Below are 26993 nucleotides of genomic sequence, written 5' to 3'. Positions count from 1 at the left end.
TCCCGCAGTGGCAGACCCTCATCCCGAGCGCGCGCACGGTGTGCGCGACGACAAGCGCAGCTTCTTCCAGAAGCTGGCCGAGTTCATCAACCCCGGCCCCGATTCGCGCGACGAACTCATCGAAACCCTGGCCGAGGCCGAGGACAACGACATCATCGGCGCCGATTCGCGCGTGATGCTCGAAGGCGTGCTGCGCATGGCCGACATGACGGCCGGCGACGTGATGGTGGCGGCGCCGCGCATGGACCTCGTCAACATCGACGCGCCCTACGAAGACCTGCTGCACCTCGTCATCGACACCGCGCACTCGCGTTTTCCGGTCTACGAAGGCGAGAAGGAAAACATCATCGGCATCCTGCTGGCCAAGGACCTGCTCAAGCTGCAGCGCTCGCCGGGGCTCAACATCCGCGCGCTGCTGCGCCCGGCCACCTTCGTGCCCGAGAGCAAGGGCCTGAACGACCTGCTGCGCGAATTCCGCGGCAACCGCCAGCACCTGGCCGTGGTCATCGACGAGTTCGGCCGCGTGGCCGGCCTGATCACCATCGAGGACGTGCTCGAGCAGATCGTCGGCGAGATCGAGGACGAGTTCGACATCGCCGAGGACGAGGGCGACATCTTCGGCCTGGCCGACCACACCTACCGCGTGAGCGGCGACACGCCCATCGAGCGCGTGGGCGAGGCCTTCGGCATCACCTTCGACGCCGAGCAGCTCAGCGAGGACTTCGACACCATCGGCGGCCTGATCGCGCACGAGATGGGCCATGTGCCCAAGCGCGGCGAGCGCCATGTGGTGGGCGGCTTCGACTTCCTGGTGCTGCACACCAAGGGCGGGGCCGTGCGCTGGTTCAAGGTGTCGCCCGCACGCGGCGACGAGCCGGCCGATTGAGCCCGCTGCGCGGCTTCGCCGGGCTGCGCCCCCTGGGCTTCGTGCTCGCGGGCCTGGCGCAGGCCGCGTCCATCGCCTCCCCCTGGGACGGGCAGCCGCAGCCTTGGCTGCAGTGGCTGTCGCTGGCCGCTTTCGTCGTCCTGCTCGACGGGTTGCGCGCACGGGGTGCGGGCTGGCTGCGTGCGGCTTGGCACGGCTGGCTGTTCGCCACCGCCTGGCTGGTGGGCAGCTTCTGGTGGCTGTTCATCTCGATGAACACCTATGGCGGCCTGCCGGCACCGCTGGCCGCCCTGGCCGTGCTGGCGCTCGCGGGCGCGCTGTCGCTGTACTACGCGGTGGCCGCGGCGGTCTTCGTGCGGCGCTCGCCCGACCCGCCGGTGCGCGCCGCGCTCTTCTTCGCCTTGATGTGGACGCTGGCCGAACTGGTGCGCGGCAGCTGGTTCACGGGCTTCCCGTGGGGCGCCGGCGGTTATGCGCATCTGGACGGGCCGCTTGCGGCCTATGCGCCCTGGCTGGGTGTCTACGGCGTGGGGGCGGTGTCGGCCTGGCTCGCGGCCGTTGCAGCATTGGCGCCGCGTCGAAATCGGAAGCCGCGGGGCCTGCATCTGGCCGGCGCGGCGGTGATCGCCCTTCTGGCGCTGCTGCCGCTGGCCGGAAACGCCTGGCTGAACCGCGCGGGCGGCCAGAGCTCGGCCGGCGCGCTGCGCGTGGCCCTGCTGCAGGGCAACATCCCGCAGGACGAGAAATTCATCCCCGGCACGGGCGTGGCCACGGCGCTGCGCTGGTACGGGGAACAGCTGCAGGCCGCCACAGCGCCTTTGGTGGTCACGCCCGAGACGGCCTTGCCGCTGCTGCCGCGCCAGCTGCCGCCGGGCTATCTGGAAACGATCGCGCAGCGCTACACCCAGGGCCGGCAGGCGGCGCTGATCAGCCTGCCCTTCGAAGACCGGCCGGGCGCCTACAGCAATACCGTGCTGGCCTTCGCGCCGGGGCAGGCGCAGCCCTACCGCTACGACAAGCACCACCTGGTGCCCTTCGGCGAATTCATCCCGCCGGGCTTTCGCTGGTTCATCGATCTGATGAACATCCCGCTGGGCGACTTCCAGCGCGGCGGGCTGGACCAGCCGCGCTTCGAGTGGCAAGGCCAGCGCATCGCGCCCAACATCTGCTACGAGGATCTGTTCGGCGACGAGATCGGGGCGGGCTTTCGCGACGCGGCGCAGGCGCCCACCGTGCTGCTCAACGTGAGCAACATCGCCTGGTTCGGCAACACGGTGGCCATCGACCAGCACCTGGGCATCTCGCGCATGCGCGCGCTGGAGTTCCAGCGCCCCATGCTGCGCGCCACCAACACCGGCGCCACCGTGGCCATCGACCACCGCGGCCGCGTGACGCACGAACTGCCGCGCCACACGCGCGGCGTGCTCGAGGCCGAGGTCGAGGGCCGCACGGGCCTCACGCCCTTCGCGTGGTGGGTGTCGCGCTTCGGCCTGTGGCCCCTGTGGGGGCTGTGCCTGCTGGGGGGCGCGGTGCTGGCCAGGCGGCGGCCGGGCCGGCCCGGTTGAGCATCGCCGCGGCCCCGCCCGGGCCGCGGCGCGTCACAGCCCGATACAAGCACGCTGCGGCGCGCATCCCGGCATGTCAAGGCGGCATGCGCGGGCGGGCATGCTTCCTGTATCTTCCGCGGCGCCGCCAGCAGGCGGCCTCCAGAACACCCCTCCTACAAAGACTTCCTATGCTCATCACGCACCATTTCCGCGCGTTCGCGACCGCCGCCGCATTGCTGGCCAGCGCCGCCCTCGCCCAGGCCCAGCAACTGCCCAACGTGCTGATCCTGGCCACCGGCGGCACCATCGCGGGTGCCGGCGCCTCGGCCGCCAACAGCGCCACCTACGCCGCCGCCAAGGTGCCGGTGGACAAGCTCATCGCCGGCCTGCCCGAGTTGTCCAAGGTCGCCAACGTCAAGGGCGAGCAGGTGTTCCAGATCGCTTCGGAGAGCTTCACCAACGACAACCTGCTCACCCTGGGCAAGCGCGTGTCGGCGCTGGTCAAACAGCCCGACGTGGACGGCATCGTGGTCACGCACGGCACCGACACGCTCGAGGAAACGGCCTATTTCCTGAACCTCGTGGTGCGCACCGACAAGCCCATCGTGGTGGTCGGTTCCATGCGCCCCGGCACGGCCCTGTCGGCCGACGGCGCGCTGAACCTGTACGACGCCGTCAACGTGGCCGCCAGCAAGGACGCCAAGGGCAAGGGCGTGCTGGTGACGATGAACGACGAGATCCACAGCGGCCGCGACGTCAGCAAGGCCATCAACATCCGCACCGAAGCCTTCAAGAGCCAGTGGGGCGCGCTGGGCATGGTCGTCGAGGGCAAGAACTACTGGTTCCGCGCGCCGGTCAAGCGCCACACCACGCAGTCGGAGTTCAACATCGACGAGATCACGGCGCTGCCGCAGGTCGACATCGCCTATGGCTACGGCAACGTGCCCGCCTCGAGCTACGAGGCCATCGGCAAGGGCGCCAAGGCCATCATCCACGCCGGCACCGGCAACGGCTCGGTCGCCGACCGCGTGGTGCCCGCGCTGCAGAAGCTGCGCGCCGACGGCGTGCAGGTGATCCGCTCTTCGCGCGTGAACACCGGCGGCTTCGTGCTGCGCAACGCCGAGCAGCCCGACGACAAGTACGACTGGGTGGTCGCGCACGACCTGAACCCGCAGAAGGCCCGCATCCTGGCCATGGTCGCGCTGACCAAGCCGCTCAGCACGGCCGACCTGCAGCGCGTGTTCTGGGAATATTGAACCGCCCGCCGGGCGGTGCGGGCCGGCGCAGGCCCGCTGCCGCCCTTGATTCAGGTCAGAGTGGATACAAGCGCACAGTTGCCAAGGCCTTCCGGCAGGGCCGCGCACGGCGGGGCATTGATAATGCCCCGATCTGAACGAGATGACGGCCTGCATTCCATCCGGATGCCGCGCGCAAGCATGAGCAAGCAGGCCGCTGTGGAGCGCAACTGACCAATGGCCGAATCTTTCTCCTATGACCAACTGATCGCTTCGGGCGAAGGCCGGCTGTTCACGCCGGAAAGCGGCCGGCTGCCGCTGCCGCCCATGCTGATGTTCGACCGCATCACGCACATCGCCAGCGACGACGGTCCGCACGGCCTCGGCACCATCCGGGCCGAACTCGACGTGAAGCCCGACCTGTGGTTCTTCGCCTGCCATTTCCAGGGCGATCCGGTGATGCCGGGCTGCCTGGGCTTGGACGCCATGTGGCAGCTGATCGGCTTCTACCTGACCTGGCTGCGCCTGCCGGGCCGCGGCCGCGCGCTGGGCGCGGGCGAGGTGAAGTTCACGGGCGAAGTGGGCCCCGACGTCAAGCGGGTGACCTACGAGATCGACATCAAGCGCGTCATCAAGCGCAAGCTGATCATGGCCATCGGCGACGCCCGCCTGCTGGCCGACGGCAAGGAAATCTACACCGCCACCGATCTGCGCGTGGGCCTGTTCGAGCGCGCGCAGCAGCAACCGCAGGGAGGAGCCGCGGCATGAAGCGTGTCGTCATCACGGGCGCGGGCATCGTCTCGTGCATCGGCAATGACCAGGCCAGCGTCACCGAAGCCCTGCGCACGGGCCGTTCGGGCATCCGCGCCATGCCCGAATTCAAGGAAATGGGATTGCGCAGCCAGGTCGCGGGCGTGCCCGAGATCGACCTCGACGCGCTCATCGACCGCAAGCAGCGCCGCTTCATGGGCGACGCGGCCGGCTACGCCTATGTCTCGCTCAAGAACGCCATCGCCCAGGCCGGCCTGGCGCCTGAGCAGGTCTCGCACCCGCGCACGGGGCTGATCATGGGCTCGGGCGGCGCCTCGCCGGCGAACCAGATCGAGGCCGCCGACACGCTGCGCAGCAAGGGCATCCGCCGCGTCGGCCCGTACCAGGTCACGCGCTGCATGGGCTCCACCGTGTCGGCCAACCTGTCCACGGCCTTCGGCGTCAAGGGCATCAATTTCTCCATCACCTCGGCCTGCAGCACCTCGGCGCATTGCATCGGCGTGGCCGCGCAGCAGATCGCCTTCGGCCTGCAGGACGTGATGTTCGCGGGCGGCGGCGAAGAACTCAGCTGGGGCCTGGCCATGCTCTTCGACGGCATGGGCGCCATGTCCAGCGCCTACAACGACACGCCCGAGAAGGCCTCGCGCCCCTATGACGCGAACCGCGACGGTTTCGTGATCGCCGGCGGCGGCGGCGCGCTGGTGCTCGAAAGCCTGGAGCATGCGCAGGCACGGGGCGCCACCATCCTGGCCGAGCTGGTAGGCTTTGGCCTGTCCTCGGACGGCGAGGACATGGTCGCGCCCTCGGGCGACGGCGCCGTCGCCTGCATGCGCCAGGCCATCGCGGCGGCCGGCCATCCGGCCATCGACTACGTGAACACGCACGGCACGTCCACGCCCGTGGGCGACCTGCCCGAGCTGCGGGCGCTGCGCGAGGTGTTCGGCGACGCGGTGCCGCCGTTTTCGTCCACCAAGTCGCTTACCGGCCATTCGCAGGGCGCGACGGGCGTGCAGGAAGCGATCTACTGCCTGTACATGCTGCAGGCCGGTTTCATGGCCGGCTCGGCGCACATCGAGAACCTGGACCCGGCCGCCGAAGGCCTGCCCGTGCTGCGCGAATCGCGCGAGGCGGCGATCCACACCGTGCTGTCCAACAGCTTCGGCTTCGGCGGCACCAACGCGAGCCTGGTGCTCCAGCGCTGGCAGGGGTGATGCCGCGTGGCCGGCGGGTGCTGCCGGCGTTCGAGAAGGACGAAGCAAGAGGCCGCGTGCGGCCTCTTTTCGTGGGCGGCGCCCGCAGGCACCACATCGCGCCTCAGTACAGCCCGGGAACGAAGCGCCAGCTGCGCCGCATGTAGTCGGCGTAGGCCGGGCCGAAGTACTGCAGGCACTCGGCTTCGTCGCGCCAGGCCGTCACCAGCAGGGCCAGGCTGGCCAGCGCCACCAGCCCTGTGCCGGGCAGCGACGGGTTCTTGAGGAAGATGCCCCAGGCCAGCGCCATCAGCGAGGCGTACATGGGGTGGCGGATCCAGCGGAAGACGCCGCTGGTCACCAGCGTGGCCGTCTTCTCGAAGCCGAACAGGGCCGGGTCGGTCCGCGCCGCATCGCGCCGGCCCAGGCGCCGCATCTGCCGCAGCGCCATCGCGACGAGCGCGATGGACGTGGCGAGCAAGGCCCAGGAGAGCAACTGGCGCGGCGCGAACATGTCGCGCTCCCAGTGCGGGTGGTTCAGCAGCAGCAGGGCCAGAATGGCCTCGAAGGCGAAGAAGCGCGCGAAGCCGTGCGAGCGCGGCTGGCGCAGTGCGCCGCGTGACACCCAGGCCAGCCAGCCCGCGCCCAGCGCGAACAACAGGGCGTGCAAGGGGCCGAGGTGCGACATGGCGCGCGATTATGGCGTCGGCTGCGGTGCGGCGGCGCCGCCGTCGGGGTGCGGATTCATCCTTTTCGACGATGTGTGCGCGCCGCGGCGCGCATCCCGCGCCTGCCCTGTCTGCGATGGCCGGCGTTTCCGGAGCGGGTCATGCCTGGCCGGTGTGCGCTGCCTCGAGCCGCTGCAGCGGCAGCCGCTGCACCTGCGCAGGCACGAAGTCCGCGGCGCCCGGCGGATGGTCCCAGCGCTCCAGCTCGCAATGCCGTTCGCCGCTGCGCGCGTCGACGAAGGGCCCGCGGATCAGGTTGACCGAATTGGGCGCGCCCGCGCGCACGCGCGACGAGACGGCGGTGCCCGCCTGCACCACCCAGGCCGTGCTGCGCGCCGCCAGCGGTGCCGCGAAGGGCAGGTGGATGTGGCCGCCCAGCACCAGGTCCACCCCCGCGTCGGCCCAGAGGGCGCTGGCGCGCGCATGGCCATGCAGCAGGTTGCGCCGGTCTTCGGGCCGGCTCACGGCCAGCGGCTGGTGCACGGCGACGATGCGCAGCTGCTGCGGGCGTGCAGCGCGCAGCCGGGCGGCCACGCGGGCGATCTGCGCGCCCGACAGCGCCCCGTCCTCATGGCGCCACCAGCGGGTGGTGTTCAGCGCCTGCAGCAGGCAGTCGGGCACGTCGAGCACGGGCTCCAGCGTGGGGCCGAAGGCCTCGCGGTAGCGCCCATAGGGCGTGAACAGCCGCGCCCCCAGCGCGAAGAGTGGGATGTCATGGTTGCCCGGGATCACCAGCGGGTGAGGCACCGCCAGCCGCGCGAGGAAGGCGCGCGCGGCCGCGAACTGGGCGCGCGTGGCGCGCTGGGTGACGTCGCCCGACAGCAGCAGTACGTCGGGCGCCTGTGCGTGAATCCAACGCACCAGCGCCTCGACCACGGACGGTTGCTCGGTGCCGAAGTGCGTGTCGGAGAGGTGGACCAGCGTGCTCATCCCCGCTCGCGCTCCAGCGACGCGGGCTTGACCAGCCACAGCGGCTTGGGCGAGACGCGAAAGCGCAGCGGCATGCGCATCCAGCGCAGCTCGCCGTCGGTGGCCACGCGCACCCGATGCCCGCGCGGCATCTGCGCGGCGGCCACCTCCAGCTCCCGGAACGACAGGCTTTGCACCTCGCTCGCCCGATCCAGCCGGCCCAGCCCGGCCTGCACCAGCAGGCCCAGCATCGCGGCCCGCCCCAGCGGCCTGAGCGCGATGGCGGCCAGCTCCCCCTGTTCGACCGCCTCGCCTTCCTCCACACCGACCTGTTCGAACTGCAGCGGGTTGTTGCCCACGAACAGCGTGGGGGTGCGCAGGGTTTCGGTGCGGCCGTGCCAGTGCGCTTCCAGGTCCCAGATCCGGAAGCCGCGCGCCAGCGTGAAAAGCGCCGCCACCAGGGCCACGCCGCGGCTGCGGCCGTAGCGGGCCTTGTAGCTCTCGCGGTCTTCCAGCAGGCGGGCGTAGAAGCCCAGGCTGGCATTGACCAGGAACACCTGCTCGTTGACCAGCCCGACCTGCACCGCCTCCGGCCGGCCCTGCAGCAGCGCAGCCACGGATTCCTCGGGCTGGGCCGGCAGGCCGTGCGCACGGCTGAAGTAGTTGAAGGTGCCCTGCGGGAGCACGCCGAAGGCGCAACCGCGCGCCACCGCATGGTTCGCCACGGCGTTGATGGTGCCGTCCCCGCCGGCGGCCACCGCGATGCCTCCCTCGACCAGCGCACCCTGCACGGCCCGTGCGATCACCGGCTCGGGCGACTGGCCGCGCTGGAGCGGCAGCAGGGTCAACGGGCGGCCGCCAGCTTTGCAGGCGGCCTGCAGGGCTTCTCGCGTCTGCGGCCAGTTCCCGCGCCCGGATTGCGGATTGAAGACCACGAAGAGGGGCGTCGAGGCTGCAAGGGCGGGTGCTGTCATGAAAACGGGCGAACGAGGCGCAAAAGCAGGGGCCGAGTTTGAGGGGCTCCCCGCGTGGGCGCCGTGGAAGGCGGCGCGCCTGCGTGTCGGCGCATTGCCCCCGTCCGGGTGGGCGCTTGGCGCCGGGCGGCTTCTAAAATGCGGGGTTCGCCGCCTCGGCGCCCGGCGCCGCCACCTCGTACAGCCCCCGCGGGCGCGGCTGCGCGGCCCCAAGCTCCAGCCCATTCATGCTGACCTTCCAACAGATCATCCTCCAACTGCAGGCCTACTGGGACGCCCAGGGCTGCGCGCTGCTGCAACCCTACGACATGGAAGTGGGCGCGGGCACATCGCACACCGCCACCTTCCTGCGCGCCATCGGCCCCGAGCCGTGGAAGGCCGCCTACGTGCAGCCCAGCCGCCGTCCCAAGGACGGCCGCTATGGCGAGAACCCCAACCGCCTGCAGCACTACTACCAGTACCAGGTGGTGCTCAAACCGGCGCCGGCCAACATCCTGGAGCTGTACCTGGGCTCGCTCGAGGCGCTGGGCTTCGACCTGAAAAAGAACGACATCCGCTTCGTGGAGGACGACTGGGAGAACCCCACGCTCGGCGCCTGGGGGCTGGGCTGGGAGGTCTGGCTCAACGGCATGGAGGTGACCCAGTTCACCTACTTCCAGCAGGTGGGCGGCATCGACTGCAAGCCCGCCACGGGCGAGATCACCTACGGCCTGGAGCGCCTGGCCATGTACCTGCAGGGCGTGGAGAACGTCTACGACCTGAAGTGGACCGAGGGCCTGTCCTACGGCGACGTCTACAAGCAGAACGAGGTCGAACAGTCGACCTACAACTTCGAGCATTCGGACGCCGACTTCCTGTTCACCGCTTTCGCCGCGCACGAGACACAGGCCAAGCACCTGATGGACGTGCAGCTCGCCTTGCCAGCCTACGAGCAGGTGCTCAAGGCTGCGCACAGCTTCAACCTGCTGGACGCGCGCGGCGCCATCAGCGTGACCGAACGCGCGGCCTACATCGGCCGCATCCGCAGCCTCGCGCGTAGCGTGGCGCAAAGCTACTACGACAGCCGCGAGCGCCTGGGCTTCCCCATGGCGCCGCGCGAATGGGTCGCGCAGATCCCGAAGAAAGACAGCAGCAAAGAGAAAGCGGCGGCCTGAGCGATGACCCAAGAGACCCGAAAGAACCTTCTCGTCGAACTCTTCGTCGAAGAACTGCCGCCCAAGGCCCTGAAGAAGCTGGGCCAGGCCTTCGGCGACGTGCTGCTGGCGCAGTTGCGCGCGCAGGGGCTGGCCGATGCCGGTTCGCTGCTCACCCCCTATGCCTCGCCGCGCCGCCTGGCCGCACATGTCACGCAGGTGGCGGCGCGCGCGGCCGACAAGCCCGTGTCGCAGAAGCTGATGCCCGTGGCCGTGGGCCTGGATGCGGCCGGCCAAGCCACGCCCGCGCTGCGCAAGAAGCTGGCCGCGCTGGGGCTGGACGAAGCGGCCGTGGCGCAGCTCAAGCGCGCGCCCGACGGCAAGGCCGAGGCCCTGTTCTACGAAAGCGTGCTGCCCGGCGCCACGCTGGCCGAAGGCCTGCAGAAGGCGCTGCATGAAGCCATCGCCAGGCTGCCGATTCCCAAGGTCATGAGCTACCAGCTCGAAAGCGGCTGCGAGCTGCCGGGCTGGAGCAGCGTGAGCTTCGTGCGCCCGGCGCACGGCCTGGTCGCCCTGCACGGCGCCGACGTGGTGCCCGTGGAAGCGCTGGGCCTGCAGTCGGGCCGCGACACGCACGGCCACCGCTTCGAGGCGGCCGTGGACCCGGTCGTGCTGCGCGATGCGGACAGCTATGCCCTGCAGCTGCAGGACGAGGGCGCCGTGATCGCGGGCTTCGAGGCCCGCCGTGCCGAGATCGCGCGCCAGCTGGCCGAGGCGGCCGTGGCCGTGGGCGGCGGTGCCGAGCCGATCCAGGACGAGGCGCTGCTCGATGAGGTCACGGCGCTGGTCGAGCGCCCCAATGTGCTGGTCTGCCAGTTCGAGCCCGAGTTCCTCGAGGTGCCGCAGGAATGCCTGATCCTCACGATGAAGGCCAACCAGAAGTACTTCCCGCTGCTTCATGCTTCGGGCAAGCTGACGAACCGCTTCCTCGTGGTGAGCAACATCCGGCCCGACGACGCCAGCGCCGTCATCGGCGGCAACGAGCGCGTGGTGCGCCCGCGCCTAGCCGACGCCAAGTTCTTCTTCGACCAGGACCGCAAGAAGACCCTGGCCTCGCGCGTCGAGGGCCTGGGCAAGGTCGTCTACCACAACAAGCTGGGCACGCAGGGCGAGCGCGTGGAACGCGTGCGCGCCATCGCCAAGGCCATCGCGGCGCAATTGTCAGAGGGTTCGGGCGACGCCGCGCTGGTGGCCCAGGCCGACCAGGCCGCCCAACTGGCCAAGACCGACCTCGTGACCGACATGGTGGGCGAGTTCCCCGAGCTGCAGGGCACCATGGGCCGCTACTACGCGCTCAACGACGGCCTGCCCGTGGCCGTGGCCGACGCCATCGAAGACCACTACAAGCCGCGCTTCGCCGGCGACGAACTGCCGCGCGGCCCGGTCGGCCTGGCGGTGGCGCTGGCCGACAAGCTGGAAACCCTGGTCGGCATGTTCGGCATCGGCAACCTGCCGACGGGCGACCGCGATCCCTTCGCGCTGCGCCGCCACGCGCTGGGCGTGGTGCGCATGCTGATCGAGCGCGACCTGCCGCTGGAGCTGCAGGCGCTGGTCGGCATCGCCGCCGACGCCATGGGGCCGCTGCTCACGCAGGCCGACGCGCAGGCGCAACTGCTGGACTTCATCTACGACCGCCTCGCCGGCAGCCTGCGCGAGCAGGGGGCCAGCGCGCAGGAAGTGGACGCCGTGCTGGGCAACCGCCCCGAGCGCCTGGCCGAAGTGCCCAGGCGCCTGGCGGCCGTGCGGGCCTTCGCGCAGCTGCCCGAGGCCCCGGCACTGGCCGCGGCCAACAAGCGCATCGGCAACATCCTCAAGAAGTCGCCCGAGGCCGATGCGCATGTGAACCCGCAATTGCTGCGCGAGCCGGCCGAAGTGGCGTTGCACAGCGCCGTGCAGGCCGTGGTGCCGCAGGCTGACGCCCAGTTCCAGGCCGGCGACTACACCGCTTCCTTGCAGACCCTGGCGCAGCTGCGCGCGCCGGTCGACGCCTTCTTCGACGGCGTGATGGTCAATGCCGAAGAGGCCGACCTGCGCCTGAACCGCCTGGGCCTGCTGGCCTCGCTGCACCGCGCGATGAACCGCGTGGCGCTGCTGGAGCGCCTGGCCTGATCCGACGACGCTGCCGAGGAGGCGAGCCGCCATGCCCCATGCCCCGCTCAAGCTGGTCATCCTGGACCGCAACGGCAGCATCAACGTGCACCGGGACGACTTCGTCAAGAGCGAGACGGAATGGACGCCGCTGCCCGGCGCGCTGGAGGCCATCGCGCGGCTCAACCATGCGGGCTGGCATGTGGTGATCGCCTCCAACCAGTCGGGGCTGGGGCGCGGGCTGTTCGACGTGGCCTCGCTCAACGCCATGCACGCCAAGATGCACAAGATGCTGGCCGCCGTGGGCGGGCGCATCGACGCCATCTTCTACTGCCCGCACAGCCCCGACGAGCACTGCGACTGCCGCAAGCCCAAGCCGGGGCTGTTCCGCCAGATCGGCGAGCGCTACGGCGTGGACCTGGCCGGCGTGCCCACCGCGGGGGATTCGCTGCGCGACCTGCAAGCCGGCGCGGCCGCCGGCTGCGAGCCGCACCTGCTGCTCACCGGCATGGGCCAGGCCTGCCGCGGCGTCGATCCGCTGCCGCCCGAGTACCCGGCGGGCACGCAGGTGCACGAGGACCTGGCCGCCTTCGTGCAGCACCTGCTGGCGCGCGAGGCGCAGGGCGCGCTGCAGATCGCGGTCTGAGCCCGAGGCCCGAAGGACGCCTGCCGACCTGCCACCGCCCGTCCCCGCGCCCCGCGTGCGGCACCGCTGCGCCCGAACCCGACGACGAAGACGACGACAACAACGACAACAACGACAAGAGGGAACACTGCGATGGCCTTTCTGCGTTCCGTGCTGCATCTGCTGTGGATGCTGCTCACGGTGATCCCGTGGGCGCTGGTGATGCTCGTGGCCTCGGTCTGGCGCCGCGGCGAGCCGCTGTGGTGGATGGCCGTGCGCTGGCTGCGCTGGGCGACGGGCGGCCTGCGCGTGATCTGCGGCGTGCACACGCGCGTCGCGGGCCTGGAGAACCTGCCGCAGGACAAGCGCGCGGGCGCGGTGCTGCTGGTCAAGCACCAGTCCACCTACGAGACCTTCCTCATGCCCACGCTGATGCCGCATCCGCTGGCCTACGTGTTCAAGAAGGAGCTGCTCTACGTGCCCTTCTTCGGCTGGGCCATGGGCCGGCTGGACATGATCCACATCGACCGCAGCCAGCGCGCGCAGGCCTTCAACAAGGTGGTGGCGCAGGGCAAGCGCCTGCTGGCGCAGGGTGTGTGGATCATCATGTTCCCCGAAGGCACGCGCACGCCGCGCGGCGGGCAGGGCGTCTACAAGACCGGCGGCACGCGCCTGGCCATCGAGACCGGCGCGCCCGTGATCCCGATCGCCGTCACCTCGGCCAAGTGCTGGCCGCGCAAGGCCTTCGTCAAGCGCCCGGGCGTGGTGGACGTGTCCATTGGGCCCGCCATCCCCAGCGTGGGCCGCAAGGCCGACGAGCTGATGGCCGAGGTCGAGGCCTGGATCGAGGCCGAGATGCGCCGGCTGGACCCCGAGGCCTATCGTTGAGCCCTCCGTCCCGCCGTCCGCGCCAGCCGCGCCAGCCCTTGATGGGGCTGGTGCAGCTGGCGCTGGACCTGTTCGATCCGCCACCGCCACCACCACCGCCCGCGGCGCCGCCCTGGCCGCGCGGCGGCGACGAGGCCCGTGGGCGCGCGCCCTTCGTGCCCGCCGTGCCGCTGGCCGATGCCATGGCGCCCGCGCGCTTCATGCATCCGCGCGCCAACCGCGAAACGCAGCTGGGCGCGGCCTGGGTGGGCTATGAATTCGTGCGCGGCCAGCGCCGCACCATTGGCTTCTCGGTCGGCCCCGAAGGCCTCACGGTGCGCGCGCCGCGTTGGGTGGCGCTGCGCGACGTGGAGGCCGCGCTGCAGGAGAAACAGGCCTGGATCCTGCGCAAGCTGGCCGAAACGCGCCAGCGCGAGGCGCGGCAGGAGGCCGGCCGCATCGACTGGCGCGACGGCGCGAGCCTGCCCTACCTGGGGGCGCCGCTCACCCTGAAGCTGGACCCGGCCCATGCCTTCGAAGGCGCGGGCGCCGTGCTCGATACCGCGGCCGAGGGCACGCAGGTGCTGCGGATGGCGCTGGCGCAGAGCGCGGGCGCTGCGCAGATCCGCGACGCCGCGCAGGCCTGGCTCATGCGTCAGGCCAGGCAGCTGTTCACCGAACGGCTGGCGCATTTCGCGCCGCAGCTGGGCGTGCGGTGGACGAAGCTGTCGCTGAGCAACGCCGCCACGCGCTGGGGCAGCGCGAGCGCCGACGGCTCCATTCGCCTGAACTGGCGGCTGATCCACTTCCGCCTGCCCGTGATCGACTACGTGGTGGTACACGAGCTGGCCCACCTGCGCGTGATGGACCACAGCCCGCGTTTCTGGGAGACGGTGGAAACCGTGGTGCCGGCCTGGCCCGCGCTGCGCCAGGAACTTAACAGGCCGTTGAAAAAATGCTCATCGAACGCGCCAGGGTCGTGGATTTCGAAGAAACGGATCGCCCAAACTGGCCTGCGCAGCGATTGGAGCGGCCATTTCGGCCTGTTTGCAGGCCGTTTTGCCCGTTCCGGGCGCACGTATCCCATGGTTCACGCATGATGCGCGTCCCACCAGCCGCCCAGACTGCCCATGCGCACCAGGTTGTAGGTGGCAAAGCACAGCAGCGCCTGGCCCGCGAGCTTGGCCTGACCGATCAATTTGGTCTTGGCCAGACCACCCACTGTCTTGATCCAGCCAAAGGCCTCCTCGATGCGCTTGCGCACTTTGAGGCTGGTCTTGTAGCCCTCGTGGCGCCGGATGCGGCCATCGACCGCCGAGTGCTTGTCCTTGGCCGCCACGTGTGGCGTGACTTTGAGCTTTCGGCAGCCCTTGATGAAGGCCTGGCTGTCGTAACCTTTGTCGGCCCCGACCGTGGCCCGCTTGTTCTTGTTTCCCCGGCGTTTGAGCATCGCCAGCGCCGCCTCGCGCTCGGCGGTGCCACTGGCATGTGTGATCTCCACATCCACGATCAGCCCGTTGCGGTTCTCCATGGGGATGTGCCCATGTGGCACAGGCGAGATTTGTCGCCCGCGCTCTTCTTGAACAGCCGGGCATCGGCATCGGTGGTGCTGGCGTGGGTGTCGTTGCAGCGCTCCTGCCCTTTGAAGTTCACCTCGGGGTTGCGTCCGGGTGGCGTGCCGCTGTCGTCGTCTTTGCGTTTGAAACTCTTGTGCGAGGCCCAGGCCTCAATCAGCGTGCCGTCCACGCTGAAGTGTTCGTCGCTGGCAAGCCGGCCCCACTGGGCGCTGAGCTTGACGCGCTCGAAGAAGGCGCGCGCCAGGTCTTCGTTGAAGAGGCGTTCGCGGTTGGCGCTGAAGGTGGAGTGGTCCCAGACCTTGTCTTCAATGTTCAGGCCCACGAACCAGCGGTACAGCAGGTTGTAGTTGACCGCCTCGACCAGCTGGCGTTCGCTGCGGATGGAGAACAGGATTTGCAGCAGCAAGGCCTTGAGCAGCATCTCCGGCGGCACCGAGGGGCGGCCACGGCGGGCGTACACCGCTTCGAACTCGCTGTTCATGCTCGACAGCAGCGCATCCACCACGGCGCGCAACTTGCGCAGCGGGTGTGCCGCTGGCACTCTTTCTTCAAGGCTGATGTAGCTAAACATCGCCCCCTGGAAGTCTTGGTTGCCTCTCATCTTTCTTGTCGCAGTTGTTCCGGGATGGCTTCAGATCGTAGCGGCCGACGCGGACGCTCGCAGGGGATTTTTCAACGGCCTGTTAAGGACGAGGGCGTCCCGCGCTGGTAGCTGGACGGCGCCGTGCTGTCTGGCGGTGATCCCCGCCAGCGAGCGACATGAAGCGCTCAGGGCACCCGTGGAACGGGCTCTGCCCGGCCACTGGGGAGGTCTTGCAGACCGCGCGAGGCCAGTGGCCTCGCCCTTCGCCAGTCACAAAAGGTCCACCGGACCTTTTGTGTACGGGCTCAGCCCCCTTCCCGCAGGAGAGGGGGGAGCCGCGAAGCGGCCTGGGGGGTGCTATCTCGTATACGTCACGCCGCCGTCGACGATGACCGTCGAACCGACCACGAAGTCGCCCGCATTCGACGCCAGGTAGATCGCGGCGCCCGCCATGTCCTCGGGCTTGCCGATGCGGCCGGCCGGCGTGTACTCCGCCACCTTGTCGCCATGGTCGCGCGCTTCCTTGTTCATCTCCGACGCGAAGGGGCCGGGCGCGATGCCGCTCACCACGATGCGCTCCTTGACTAGGTGCATGGCCATGCGCTTGGTCAGGTGGATCACGCCGGCCTTGCTGGCGCTGTAGGAATAGGTGTCCCACATGTTGACCGAGATGCCGTCGATGGACGCGATGTTGATCACCTTGGCCAGATGCTCGCCGGCCGCGCCCTTGCGCAGCAGCGGCGTGAGCGCCTGCGTCAGGAAGAAGGGCGTCTTCATGTTCAGGTTGACCACCTTGTCCCAGCCGCTCTCGGGGAACTCGTCATAAGGCGCGCCCCAGGCCGCGCCGGCGTTGTTCACCAGGATGTCCAGCTTGTCCTCGTGCTTCGAGTACGCGGCGACCAGCTTGTCGATGCCTTCGCGCGTGGACACGTCGGCCGGCAGCGAGACGATGTGGCCCTTGGCGGACAGTTCCCTGGCGGTCTGGTCGCAGGCCTCGGCCTTGCGCGCCGAGATGTAGACGCGGGCGCCGGCCGCGAGGTAGCCCTCGGCGATCATGCGGCCGATGCCGCGCGAGCCGCCGGTGATGAGGGCGGTGCGGCCTTGAAGCGAGAAAAGGCGGTTGATGTCCATGTGCGAGTCTCCGACGAGGGGGCAGCGCGCTACCGCGCCGCCGGGCAAGGAAGGGACCGGTCGATCGCGCCGCGTGGCGCGGCCCGGCCCCGGTGAGGCGGCACACCGGCCACGCCAGGCGCACCGGTCTGCGGCCGCAGCTTAAGACGCGGCTGCACGCGCGCCGGTCGCCAAGGTGCCATGCGCCGGCCCGGCGCGCGGGCGCCGTCCGACACCTTCCAGGCGCGGCCGCGGCTAGGGTGGCCACAACGGCGCGGCGCCGCCTCGCCACCCCTTCAGGGCCGCCGGCCCGTCCGAACCCTGCCCGGATCGCCACGCGCATGAGCCTGTTCCGACGACGCACCCTTTTGCTCCACGGCGCCTGCACGGCGCTGGCTGCCCTGGCCGCCTGCGCCGGCTCGCGCGCCGCCGCGCCCGCGGCCCTGCCGGTCCGTGCCGCGCCGCGCCTGAAGCTGGGCGCGCCGCAGCCCTTCTCGTGGGACGGCCTCGTGCAGCGCGCGCGCACGCTGGCCGCGCAGCCGCATCGGCTCGAATCCGCGCTGCCGGCGGCCGTCATCGAGCGCATCGACTACGAACAGCATGGCCGCCTGCGCTTCAAGCCCGAGTACGCGCTGTTCCGCGACGGCCCCGGGCCTTTCCCGGTCACCTTCTTCCACCTGGGCCGCTTCTTTCCCGTGCCCGTGCACATGCATGTGCTGGAGGGCGCGGCCGGCGCATCGCAGCCGCAGAACGCGCGCGAGCTGCTCTATGACCCCGCCTACTTCGACATGCCGCCCGACAGCCCCGCGCGCGAGCTGCCCGCGGGCGCGGGCTTCGCCGGCTTCCGCTTCCAGGAAAGCCGCCTGGGCGGCGCCGGCGCACCGGACTGGCGCACGCACGACTGGGTGGCCTTCCTCGGCGCGTCCTACTTCCGCGCCATCGGTGCGCTGAACCAGTACGGCATTTCGGCGCGCGGCATCGCCATCGACGTGGCCGTGCCGGCGCGCGAGGAGGAGTTCCCGCGCTTCACCCATTTCTGGTTCGAGCCGCCGGCCGACGGCAGCCGGCGCGCGACGGTGCATGCGCTGCTCGACGGCCCCAGCGTCACGGGCGCCTTCCGCTTCCAGCTGCAGCGCGACCAGGCCGTCACCATGGACGTGGAGCAGCAGCTCTTCCTGCGCCGCGACGTGGCGCGGCTGGGGCTGGCGCCGCTCACCTCCATGTACTGGTACTCCGAAACCTTCGGTGCGCGCGGCGCCGACTGGCGGCCCGAGGTGCACGACTCGGACGGCCTGGCGCTGTGGACCGGCGGCGGCGAGCGCGTGTGGCGGCCGCTGAACAACCCGCCGGCCACGCGCGCCTCGCAGTTCAACGACCGCAGCCCCAAGGGCTTCGGCCTGATGCAGCGCGACCGCGCCTTCAACCACTACCAGGACGGTGTGCACTACGAGCGCCGGCCCAGCCTGTGGGTGGAGCCCGTGGGCGACTGGGGCGAGGGCTCGGTGCAGCTGATCGAGATCCCGACCGACGACGAGATCCACGACAACATCGTGGCCTGCTGGGTGCCGGCCGCGCCTGCGCGCCAGGGCCAGCAGCTCGCGCTGCGCTACCGGCTGCACTGGGTGGACGACGAACCCTTCGCGCCGCCGCTGGCGCGCTGCGGCGCCACGCGCGTGGGCCGCGGCGGCCAGCCCGGCCACCCGCGGCCGCCGGGCGTGCACAAGTTCATGGTCGAGTTCAGCGGTGGCGAGCTGGCGAAGCTGCCCTTGGGCGTGAAGCCCGAGGCCGTGCTCAGCGCCGCGAGCGGGCGCTTCAGCGACGTGTTCACGGAGCCCGTGCCCAACGGCGTGCCGGGCCATTGGCGCGCCCAGTTCGACTACACGCCGGCCGAAAGCCGGGGCGAGGCGGTGGACCTGCGCCTGTTCCTGCGCGACGGCGCACGCACCTTGAGCGAGACCTGGCTGTACCAGCTGAATCCCGTGGCGGCCTGAGAGCCTGTTCAGTGTCTCCAAGGGGTCGCGTTGGGGCGCAATCGGGAGGCGATCGGCGTTGCGGCGCGCCGCATGGGCGGGTGCCCATGCAAGCGACGCAGCGCTGAGCGGACCCGATTTCGCCCCAACCCTTCGGGCAGCCGCCTTGCCGGGCGTCCTGCGGCGTTGCAGCGCTTGCGCGTAGATCACTACGAGCGGCGCACTGCGCCTTGCAGGCCACCCGGCGAGGCGGCTGCGCGACCCCTCGGAGGCACTGAACAGGCTCTGCGCGCGCGTCGGGCGCAGGCGCATGCGTTCACGCGCAGCGCTGCACGAGAGCGTCGGAGCCCGGGCGGGCGGCGGGTAGGGGTTGCAGGCAGTCGTCGCGCAGCGCCTGCAGCGCAGGCAGCGCATCGGCCTCGGCGCACCGGCTCAGCAGCTCGTCGAGCAGGCGGCCGAAAGCCAGCACGTCCAGCGCGCGCAGAGCCGGCTGCAGGGCCGCGGGCGCGCAGGCGGCCGCACCCAGGTCGCCGAGCAAGGCGCGCGCGGGCGCATCGCCCTGCGCGGGGCGCCACAGCACGTTGTGCGCGTACAGGTCGCCATGCACCAAGCCGTGCGCGTGCAGGTGGGCCGCGGCGGCGGCGATGTCGGCCGCGATCCGGCGCACCGTGCCGGCGTCGAAGGCCGCGTCGGGCGCATAGACGTCGCGCGTGCAGCTGGCAAAGCTCGGCGGTGCGGCCAGGTTGCGCCAGTCGGCGCCGACGCGTGCGAGCACCAGGCCCGCGCGGCCGTCGGGGTGCTGCCGCAGCCGGCCCTTCAGGCCGACGAGCGCCGGGTGCGCCCCGGCGGCCAGGCTGGCGGCCCTCTCGCTGTCGGGCCGGCCGTCGCTGGTGAGGCCGTCCTTGAAGAGCTTGAGCGCGACCGGTTCGGCGCCGCCGTCCTCGCGCAGCCATTGCGCGGCATGGATGACGCCCGACGCGCCTTCGCCCAGCAGTTCGCCCACGCGCAGTCGCTCCCAGGCGATGGCGGGCACGGCGGTGTTCTGGGCCTGGGCTTCGCGCGCCGCCGTCAGCGGATTGCCGGCCACGCCCAGCCAGGCCAGGCGCGGCAGTTGCAGCAGCCAGGGCGGCAGGGCCTCGAAGCGGTTGGCCGCCAGGCGCAGCAGTTCCAGCGAATGGCAGCGCGCCAGCGAATCGGGCAGCGTTTGCAGGGCATTGCCCGCGAGCATCAGCTTCTGCAGCCGGGGGCGCTCGCCCAGTGCTTCGGGCAGGGCCTCGATCGCGTTGTCGGTCAGGATCAGCCAGCGCAGCCGCGGCGGCAGCGATTCGGCCGGCACCCGGGCGATGCGGTTGCTCCTGAAGCCCACCATCTCCAGCTGCGCGCAGCGGCCCAGGGCGCGCGGCAGTTCGGTGAAGGCGTTGCCGGAGGCGAAGAGGATGCGCAGGCGCTGCAGCAGGTGCAGGTCCTCGGGCAATTCGCGCAGCGCGTTGCCCGACAGGTTCAGCACTTCCAGCGTGTCGGCCAGCGCGAAGATCTCGCGCGGAAATTCCTGCAGGCCCTGCGCGCCGCCCTCCAGGTCCAGCCGCGTGGCGCCCTGCAGGCGGCCCGCGCGCAGGTCTGCAAGCGTCTGCTCGACGGCCAGGCTCACGCCGCGGCCGGCGTGGCCGCGGTGCTGAAGCGCCACACGCCCTGCGCGTCGCGCTGGCGCTGCACCTGGCCCGCGTACCAGAGGTAGTGCAGGTGGGCCACGGTCTCGCCCATGGCAAAGGTCATCTGGTGCACGTCCAGCGCGCGCTTGAACAGGATGGGCAGCGCCTCGGCCGCGCTCATGGGCCGCTCGGCACAGGCGGCCAATAGCTCGGCCAGGCGCGCCTGATGGTGTTCCTGCAACTGGCCCACGCGGCGGTGGATGCCCAGGAAGGGCTTGCCATGCGCGGGCAGGCCCAGCGTGTCCTCGGGCAGCGGCAGGAACTTGAGGAGGCTGTCGAGGAAGAGCTGCAGCGAGTTGGCCTCGGGCTCGCCCGCATGCACGCTCACGTTGGTGGAGATGCGCGGCAGCATCATGTCGCCGCCCAGCAGCACGCCGCGGCCGCTGCGCTCGCCCAGCGCCCAGCCCAGGTCTTCGCAGAACAGCGCGATGTGCTCGGGCGCATGGCCGTAGCCGCTGATGCAGCGCCAGTCGCGCCCGCCGATGCGCACCTCGTGCCCGTCCATCAGGCGCACGAAGCGCTCGGGCACCGCAGGCACGAGCGTGGTGAAGTAGCTGGTGCGCTGGCGGATGGTGCTGAGCATCTCGCCTGCGGGCAGGCCGTGCGCGGCGAAGAAATCGGCGGCGGATTCGCCGCCGGCCAGCGTGTCGCCGGCCTGCACGAGCACGCGGGCCACGTGGTAGTCGGTGGCGCTGATCCACAGCGGCGCGTCCCACCGCTTGCACAGCCAGTCCGCCAGGCCGATGTGGTCGGGGTGCATGTGCGTGACGATCACGCGCAGGATCGGCAGCCCCTGCAGCTGGGTGGCGAAGATCTGCTCCCACTGCGCGCGCGACTCGGGGCGCGAGATGCAGCAGTCCACCACCGTCCAGCCATCGCGGCCATCGATGCGGTCGCGCAGCAGCCACAGGTTGATGTGGTCCAGGGCGAAGGGCAGCGCCATGCGGATCCAGCGCACGCCGGGCGCCACCTCGACGGTCTCGCCCACGCCGGGGAGCCGGTCGCCCAGCGGGTAGTGCAGTTCGCTTTCGAGCAGATTCATCTATGATCCGGGGTCATTGACGTTTACGTAAACGTCACAAGTGGGCCCTCATTGTAGGGAGCCGCGCCGGGCGCCGCTGTCGCCTGTGCATGGCCCCTTGCGGGGGGCCGTGCCGCACGCCGGCCCGCGATGGCGGGGCGGTCCCACCCATCCGCCACGCACTGCATACGCCGAGGAATGTCCGCTCAGACCTTCACCATCAGCGAACTGGCGCGCGAGTTCGACCTCACGACGCGGGCCATCCGCTTCTACGAGGACCTGGGCCTGATCGCGCCGCAGCGCGTGGGCGTGCAACGCATCTACAGTGCGCGCGACCGCACGCGGCTGGCGCTCACGCTGCGGGCCAAGCGGCTGGGCCTGAGCCTGACCGAGGCCAAGTCCATCCTCGACATCTACGAGAGCCCGCGCGACACGGCGCCGCAGCTGGAGGAGTTCCTGCGCGTGCTGGGCGCCCACCGCGCGCAGCTCGAGGCGCAACTGGCCGAGCTGCAGGCCAACCTGCAGGAGGTGCGGGCGCAGGAAGCCCAGGCCCGCGCGGTGCTGGCGCGCGTGCGCCGGCGGCCGGCCGCCAAGGCGGCGGGCGCCGCGGCCGAAACGGCCGCGCCCGGCCGGGCGCGCGCGGGCGGCCGCGCGGCCGGGTCTGCGCTCTGAATCCTTTTTGACCCAGGAGTCCCATGACGACCACATCCATCCAAGACCTCTTCGCTCACAACCGTGCCTGGGCGGCCCAGATGGAACGCGACCGCCCCGGCTTCTTCACCAGCCTGGTCAAGCAGCAGACGCCCAAGTACATGTGGATCGGCTGCTCCGACAGCCGCGTGCCGGCCAACCAGATCACCGGCCTGGACCCGGGTGAGGTCTTCGTGCACCGCAACGTGGCCAACATCGTGGTGTCTTCGGATCTGAACGCGCTGTCGGCCATCCAGTTCGCGGTGGACGTGCTCAAGGTGGAGGACATCATGGTCGTGGGCCACTACGGCTGCGGCGGCGTGAAGGCGGCGCTGGAGAACGTGCGCGTGGGCCTGGCCGACAACTGGATCCGCAACATCAAGAACGTGCGCGACCGCCATCAGGCCCTGCTCGAGGCCGTGCCGGCCGACGTGCGCACCGATGCGCTGGTCGAGCTCAATGTGGCCGAACAGGTCATCAACGTGGCAGTGAGCACCGTGATGGTCGACGCCTGGGCGCGCGGCCAGAAGGTCAACATCCACGGCTGGGCCTTCGGCGTGCACGACGGCCTGCTGCAGGACCTGGGCATCACCGTGAGCGGCGAGAAGTCGCTCGAAGGCGCGTACAAGGCGGCCGTGCAGCGCATCCGCCACAAGTGGAGCAGGCCGGCCGGCGGCGAGCCGGTGACCATCGAGCCGCGCCGCAACCGCCAGCCGGGCAACGGGCCGGCCTGAGTCCGCACGTCCACAGCTTTCCACCCGACCTCATCTTCCTCGGAGACACACATGAGCGAATCCATCGTCATCCTCGGTGCCGCGCGCACCCCCATGGGCAGCTTCCAGGGCGACTTCGCCTCGCTGGCGGCGCACGACCTCGGCGGCGTGGCCATCCAAGCCGCGGTCGAGCGCGCAGGCATCGCGCCCGAGGCCGTGGGCGAGGTGCTGTTCGGCAACTGCCTGATGGCAGGCCAGGGCCAGGCGCCGGCGCGCCAGGCGGCCTACAAGGGCGGCCTGCCCGACAGCGCGGGCGCCGTCACGCTCAGCAAGATGTGCGGCTCGGCCATGAAGGCCGCCATGCTCGCGCACGACCTGCTACTGGCCGGCACGCACGACGTCATGGTCGCGGGCGGCATGGAAAGCATGACCAACGCGCCCTACCTGATGCTCAAGGGCCGCGGTGGCTACCGCATGGGCCACGACCGCATCTTCGACCACATGATGCTCGACGGCCTGGAAGACGCCTACCAGCCCGGCCGCAGCATGGGCACCTTCGGCGAGGACTGCGCGGCCAAGTACCACTTCACGCGCGAGCAGCAGGACGAATTCGCCATCGCCAGCGTGCAGCGCGCGCAGCATGCGACGAAGGACGGCCTGTTCCAGGCCGAGATCGCGCCCGTCACCATCAAGGGTCGCGCGGGCGAGACCGTGATCGCCATCGACGAAGGCCCGGGCAAGGTCAAGCTCGACAAGATTCCCACGCTCAAGCCCGCCTTCAAGAAGGACGGCGGCACCATCACGGCCGCGTCCAGCTCGTCGATCAACGACGGCGCCGCCGCGCTGGTGATGAGCACCGCCTCGCATGCGCAGAAGATCGGCGCCAAGCCCGTCGCGCGCATCGTGGCTCATGCCACGCACGCGCAGCAGCCTGAGTGGTTCTCCACCGCGCCCGTGGGCGCCGTGCAGAAGCTCTTCGCCAAGACCGGCTGGGGCGTGAAGGACGTCGACCTGTGGGAGGTCAACGAGGCCTTCGCGGTCGTCCCGATGGCGCTGATGACCGAACTCGGTGTGTCGCACGACATCGTCAACGTGCACGGCGGCGCCTGCGCGCTGGGCCACCCGATCGGCGCCAGCGGCGCGCGCATCATGGTCACGCTGATCCACGCGTTGCAGCAGCGCGGCAAGAAGCGCGGCGTGGCCACGCTGTGCATCGGCGGCGGCGAGGGCACGGCGGTGGCCATCGAGCTGCTCTGATGGCCACCGTCCCGGCCATCGGCGCTTCGCGCGGCATCGGCCTGGAATTCGTGCGCCAGCACCGTGCGGCGGGCGACGCCGTGCTCGCCACCGCGCGCGACGCGGCCGGCCTGGCGCGCCTGCGCGAGGAGCGGCTGACGCCCTTCGGCCGCGGCGCCGTTCTCAACTACGATGGCCAGCGCTTCAGCGGCTGGTGAAGCCGCGGGGCCACCCTTCCACCTTTCTCATCTTTTCCACGATGGCTGCGTCCGCCATCCCTGTGTTCGTGCATTGCTAGGGAGACAACCATGCGCAACCCCCACCTCACCCGCACCCTGCTGGCCGGCCTGATGGCCGCCGCTTTCCTGCCGCCGGCCTTCGCGCAGCGCGACGACGCGCTGTTCAAGGCGGCCACCGACGCGCAGCCCGCCGTCGTGAAGACGCTGGAGCAGCTGGTCAACATCGAGACCGGCACCGGCGACGCCGAAGGCATGGCCGCCGCGGGCCAGTACTTCGAGGACCAGCTCAAGGCGCTGGGCTTCACGGTCACGCGCCACAAGGCGGCCGGCATGGTGGTGGGCGACAACATCGTGGGCACGCGCAAGGGCAAGGGCGGCAAGAACCTGCTGCTGATCTCGCACATGGACACCGTGTACCTCAAGGGCACGCTGGCCAAGTCGCCCTTCCGCGTGGAAGGCGACAAGGCCTACGGCCCTGGCATCGCCGACGACAAGGGCGGCAATGCCGTGATCCTGCACACGCTGCAGCTGCTCAAGGCACGCGGCTTCGAGGACTACGGCACCCTCACCGTGCTGTTCAACACCGACGAGGAAAAGGGCTCCTTCGGCTCGCGCGAGCTGATCCAGGCCGAAGCCGCCAAGGCCGACTACGTGCTGTCGTACGAACCGACCAGCGCCGGCAAGGAAGGCTTCTCGCTGGGCACCTCGGGCATCGCCTACGTGCAGGCCAACATCAAGGGCAAGGCCTCGCATGCGGGCGCCGCGCCCGAACTGGGCGTGAACGCGCTGGTGGAGGCGTCCGACCTGGTGCTGCGCACGCAGGATATCGACGACAAGGCGCGCAACCTGCGCTTCAACTGGACCATCGCCAAGGCCGGCGCGGTGAGCAACATCATCCCCGACAGTGCGACGCTGAACGCCGACGTGCGCTATGCGCGCAACGAGGACTTCGACGCCGCCATGAAGGAGCTGGAAGCGCGTGCGCAGAAGAAGAAGCTGCCCGACTCGGAGGTGAAGCTGCTCATCACCAAGGGCCGTCCCGCCTTCGACGCCGGCCCGGCCGGCAAGGCGCTGGTGGACAAGGCCGTCGCCATCTACAAGGAAGTGGGCGGCGAAGTGGGCGTGGTCGAACGCACGGGCGGCGGCACCGACGCGGCCTATGCCGCGCTGTCGGGCAAGCCGGTGATCGAAAGCCTGGGCCTGCCGGGCTTCGGCTACCACAGCGACAAGGCCGAGTACGTGGACATCAGCGCCATCCCGCGCCGCCTGTACATGTCGACCAAGCTGGTGATGGAGCTGGCGCAGGGCCGCTGAGCCACTGCGGTCAGGAAGGAGGGCGCGCCCATGGCGATCACCACCCGCGAGCAGCTGCGCGCCCTGTATGCGCAGCCCGGCGAGCGCGCGCTGCGCAAGCAGATGGCGCAGCTCGATGCGCATGCGCAGCGCTTCGTGGCGCTGGCGCCCTTCTGCGTGCTGGCCAGTGCCGGCGTGGGCGGCGCACTGCTGGACGCCACGCCGCGCGGCGGCGCGCCGGGCTTCGTCAAGGTGCGCGACGCCCACACGCTGCTGCTGCCCGATTCGGGCGGCAACAACCGGCTCGACACGCTGCAGAACCTCATCGATGATCCGCGCGCCTCGCTGATCTTCCTGATCCCTGGTGTGGACGAGACGCTGCGTGTGAACGGGACCGCCCGGCTGCGCGACGAAGCGGCCTTCACGGACCTGTTCGTGCAAGAGCGGCAGCGGCCCAAACTGGTGATCGAGATTGCGGTGCAGGAGGCCTACCTGCACTGTGCCAAGGCCTTCATGCGTTCGCAGCTGTGGCAGCCCGCCACCTGGGGGCCACGCGAGGCGCTGCCCTCGATGAACCGCATGATCCATGACCAGATCGGCGCCGGCCCGGTGACCGAGAGCCAGAACCAGATGCTGGCGCGCTACCGCGCCCAGCTGGACGAAGAAAGACAGGCGGGCGCCTGAGCGCCCGTGCACGGAGACGCCCCATGCTGCTGACCCCCGACCAGGAAGCCATCCGCGACGCGGTGCGCGCATTCGCCCAGGCCGAGCTGTGGCCGCATGCCGCGCAATGGGACCGCGAACACACCTTCCCCAAGGCCGCGCACGAAGGCCTCGCCGCGCTGGGCGCCTACGGCATCTGTGTGCCCGAGGAGGACGGTGGCGCGGGCCTGGACTACCTCACGCTGGCGCTGGTGCTCGAAGAGGTCGCGGCCGGCGACGGCGGCACCAGCACCGCCATCAGCGTGACCAACTGCCCGGTCAACGCCATCCTGATGCGCTACGGCAGCGCGCAGCAGAAGCGGCAGTGGCTGCAGCCGCTGGCGCAGGGGAAGATGCTGGGCGCCTTCTGCCTGACCGAGCCGCAGGCCGGCAGCGATGCGAGCAGCCTGCGCACCACGGCGGTCAAGGATGCCGATGGCTACGTGATCAACGGCACCAAGCAGTTCATCACCAGCGGCAAGAACGGGCAGGTCGCCATCGTCATCGCCATGACCGACAAGGCCGCAGGCAAGAAGGGCATGAGCGCCTTCCTCGTGCCCACCGACGCGCCGGGCTACACCGTGGCGCGGCTGGAAGACAAGCTGGGCCAGCATTCGAGCGACACCGCGCTGATCCAGTTCGACAACTGCCGCATCCCGGCCGAGAACCTGATCGGCCAGGAGGGCGAGGGCTACAAGATCGCCCTGGGCGCGCTGGAAGGCGGACGCATCGGCATCGCGGCGCAGAGCGTGGGCATGGCGCGCAGCGCCTTCGAGTTCGCCGTGAACTACGCCAAGGAGCGCACGGCCTTCGGCGGCCCCATCTTCGACCAGCAGGCGGTGGGCTTTCGCCTGGCCGACTGCGCCACGCAGATCGAGGCCGCGCGCCAGCTGATCTGGCATGCCGCCAGCCTGCGCGACGCGGGCCGGCCCTGCCTGAAGGAGGCGGCCATGGCCAAGCTCTTCGCCAGCGAAATGGCCGAGCGCGTGTGCAGCGCCGCCATCCAGACGCTGGGCGGCTACGGCTACGTCAACGACTTCCCGCTCGAGCGCATCTACCGCGACGTGCGCGTGTGCCAGATCTACGAAGGCACCTCGGACATCCAGAAGCTGCTGATCCAGCGGGCGCTGGCATGAG

General features: G+C 70.5%; 23 protein-coding genes and 2 pseudogenes. 18 read left to right on the top strand and 7 right to left on the bottom strand.

What is annotated here, in order from left to right:
• Positions 1–7 precede the first annotated feature (7 nt).
• From LG388_RS25000 to fabB, 5 genes are all read left to right on the top strand, one after another.
• Positions 8–886: an HlyC/CorC family transporter gene (locus LG388_RS25000; RefSeq protein WP_225785291.1), complete on the top strand. Its 879-nt coding sequence runs from the start codon at positions 8–10 to the stop codon at positions 884–886.
• Positions 883–2451, top strand: a complete 1569-nt coding sequence (lnt, locus tag LG388_RS24995; RefSeq protein ID WP_225785290.1) for an apolipoprotein N-acyltransferase — start codon at positions 883–885, stop codon at positions 2449–2451. Before LG388_RS25000 ends, lnt begins: the two co-directional genes overlap by 4 nt.
• 170 nt (positions 2452–2621) lie before the next feature.
• Positions 2622–3689: a type II asparaginase gene (locus LG388_RS24990; RefSeq protein WP_225785289.1), complete on the top strand. Its 1068-nt coding sequence runs from the start codon at positions 2622–2624 to the stop codon at positions 3687–3689.
• A 216-nt stretch (positions 3690–3905) separates the two neighbouring features.
• Complete coding sequence (gene fabA, locus LG388_RS24985) at positions 3906–4436, top strand: 3-hydroxyacyl-[acyl-carrier-protein] dehydratase FabA (protein WP_225785288.1); 531 nt, start codon at positions 3906–3908, stop codon at positions 4434–4436.
• Positions 4433–5650: a beta-ketoacyl-ACP synthase I gene (gene fabB, locus LG388_RS24980; protein WP_225785287.1), complete on the top strand. Its 1218-nt coding sequence runs from the start codon at positions 4433–4435 to the stop codon at positions 5648–5650. Before fabA ends, fabB begins: the two co-directional genes overlap by 4 nt.
• 103 nt (positions 5651–5753) lie before the next feature.
• Here fabB and LG388_RS24975 read toward each other — a convergent pair whose 3' ends face one another.
• The 3 genes from LG388_RS24975 to LG388_RS24965 form a co-directional block, all read right to left on the bottom strand.
• Complete coding sequence (locus LG388_RS24975) at positions 5754–6317, bottom strand: isoprenylcysteine carboxylmethyltransferase family protein (RefSeq protein WP_225785286.1); 564 nt, start codon at positions 6315–6317, stop codon at positions 5754–5756.
• 139 nt (positions 6318–6456) lie between these two features.
• Positions 6457–7287, bottom strand: a complete 831-nt coding sequence (locus tag LG388_RS24970; RefSeq protein ID WP_225785285.1) for a metallophosphoesterase — start codon at positions 7285–7287, stop codon at positions 6457–6459.
• On the bottom strand, positions 7284–8240 hold the full coding sequence (locus LG388_RS24965; RefSeq protein ID WP_225785284.1) for a diacylglycerol kinase family protein: 957 nt from the start codon (positions 8238–8240) through the stop codon (positions 7284–7286). Before LG388_RS24965 ends, LG388_RS24970 begins: the two co-directional genes overlap by 4 nt.
• Before the next feature lie 227 nt (positions 8241–8467).
• Here LG388_RS24965 and glyQ point away from each other — a divergent pair, with 227 nt between their 5' ends.
• The 5 genes from glyQ (at position 8468) to LG388_RS24940 (ending at position 14113) form a co-directional block, all read left to right on the top strand.
• Positions 8468–9394 (top strand): glycine--tRNA ligase subunit alpha, encoded by a 927-nt coding sequence (glyQ, locus tag LG388_RS24960; RefSeq protein ID WP_225785283.1) that lies wholly within the window; start codon positions 8468–8470, stop codon positions 9392–9394.
• A gap of 3 nt (positions 9395–9397) precedes the next feature.
• On the top strand, positions 9398–11542 hold the full coding sequence (glyS, locus tag LG388_RS24955) for a glycine--tRNA ligase subunit beta (protein ID WP_225785282.1): 2145 nt from the start codon (positions 9398–9400) through the stop codon (positions 11540–11542).
• Between the two features lie 31 nt (positions 11543–11573).
• Positions 11574–12167, top strand: coding sequence for a D-glycero-beta-D-manno-heptose 1,7-bisphosphate 7-phosphatase (gmhB, locus tag LG388_RS24950; RefSeq protein WP_225785281.1), 594 nt, complete (start codon positions 11574–11576; stop codon positions 12165–12167).
• 132 nt (positions 12168–12299) lie between these two features.
• Positions 12300–13034 (top strand): 1-acyl-sn-glycerol-3-phosphate acyltransferase, encoded by a 735-nt coding sequence (locus LG388_RS24945; protein WP_225785280.1) that lies wholly within the window; start codon positions 12300–12302, stop codon positions 13032–13034.
• Positions 13035–13075: 41 nt separating this feature from the next.
• Entirely contained in the window at positions 13076–14113 is a 1038-nt protein-coding gene (locus LG388_RS24940; RefSeq protein ID WP_370630245.1) for a M48 family metallopeptidase, read from the top strand.
• On the opposite strand, the pseudogene LG388_RS24935 reads toward LG388_RS24940, so the two are convergent.
• Positions 14104–15191, bottom strand: a pseudogene (locus LG388_RS24935) (IS5 family transposase). The gene LG388_RS24940 and the pseudogene LG388_RS24935 overlap by 10 nt on opposite strands.
• A gap of 339 nt (positions 15192–15530) precedes the next feature.
• On the bottom strand, positions 15531–16304 hold the full coding sequence (locus LG388_RS24930; protein ID WP_225785278.1) for an SDR family oxidoreductase: 774 nt from the start codon (positions 16302–16304) through the stop codon (positions 15531–15533).
• 320 nt (positions 16305–16624) lie between these two features.
• On the opposite strand from LG388_RS24930, the gene LG388_RS24925 reads away from it, so the two are divergent.
• The gene (locus LG388_RS24925) at positions 16625–18274 is read left to right on the top strand and encodes a glucan biosynthesis protein (RefSeq protein WP_370630243.1); all 1650 of its coding nucleotides are present in this window, start codon (positions 16625–16627) and stop codon (positions 18272–18274) included.
• Positions 18275–18569: 295 nt separating this feature from the next.
• Here LG388_RS24925 and LG388_RS24920 read toward each other — a convergent pair whose 3' ends face one another.
• Complete coding sequence (locus LG388_RS24920) at positions 18570–19937, bottom strand: leucine-rich repeat-containing protein kinase family protein (RefSeq protein WP_225785277.1); 1368 nt, start codon at positions 19935–19937, stop codon at positions 18570–18572.
• Complete coding sequence (locus LG388_RS24915; RefSeq protein WP_225785276.1) at positions 19898–21004, bottom strand: MBL fold metallo-hydrolase; 1107 nt, start codon at positions 21002–21004, stop codon at positions 19898–19900. Before LG388_RS24915 ends, LG388_RS24920 begins: the two co-directional genes overlap by 40 nt.
• Before the next feature lie 177 nt (positions 21005–21181).
• Between LG388_RS24915 and LG388_RS24910 the strand changes: the two genes are divergently transcribed.
• From LG388_RS24910 to LG388_RS24880, 7 genes and pseudogenes are all read left to right on the top strand, one after another.
• Complete coding sequence (locus LG388_RS24910; protein ID WP_225785275.1) at positions 21182–21655, top strand: MerR family DNA-binding transcriptional regulator; 474 nt, start codon at positions 21182–21184, stop codon at positions 21653–21655.
• A 23-nt stretch (positions 21656–21678) separates the two neighbouring features.
• On the top strand, positions 21679–22407 hold the full coding sequence (gene can, locus LG388_RS24905) for a carbonate dehydratase (RefSeq protein ID WP_225785274.1): 729 nt from the start codon (positions 21679–21681) through the stop codon (positions 22405–22407).
• Positions 22408–22458: 51 nt separating this feature from the next.
• Positions 22459–23643 carry an acetyl-CoA C-acyltransferase gene (locus LG388_RS24900; protein ID WP_225785273.1) on the top strand — a complete coding sequence of 395 codons (1185 nt, stop codon included), beginning with the start codon at positions 22459–22461 and terminating at the stop codon, positions 23641–23643.
• Positions 23643–23768, top strand: a pseudogene (locus tag LG388_RS24895) (short chain dehydrogenase); the annotation flags it as partial. The gene LG388_RS24900 and the pseudogene LG388_RS24895, both read left to right, overlap by 1 nt.
• A 162-nt stretch (positions 23769–23930) precedes the next feature.
• Positions 23931–25175, top strand: coding sequence for a glutamate carboxypeptidase (locus tag LG388_RS24890; RefSeq protein WP_225785272.1), 1245 nt, complete (start codon positions 23931–23933; stop codon positions 25173–25175).
• Positions 25176–25205: 30 nt separating this feature from the next.
• Positions 25206–25838, top strand: a complete 633-nt coding sequence (locus tag LG388_RS24885; RefSeq protein WP_225785271.1) for a pyridoxamine 5'-phosphate oxidase family protein — start codon at positions 25206–25208, stop codon at positions 25836–25838.
• A gap of 23 nt (positions 25839–25861) precedes the next feature.
• Entirely contained in the window at positions 25862–26992 is a 1131-nt protein-coding gene (locus LG388_RS24880; protein ID WP_225785270.1) for an acyl-CoA dehydrogenase family protein, read from the top strand.
• Position 26993: the final 1 nt, after the last annotated feature.

It is taken from the genome of Xenophilus sp. Marseille-Q4582 (genome assembly GCF_916700565.1).
GTDB lineage: Bacteria > Pseudomonadota > Gammaproteobacteria > Burkholderiales > Burkholderiaceae_C > Xenophilus.
Note: the sequence above shows the minus strand (reverse complement) of the source record. Positions and strands in the feature narration are given on the sequence as shown.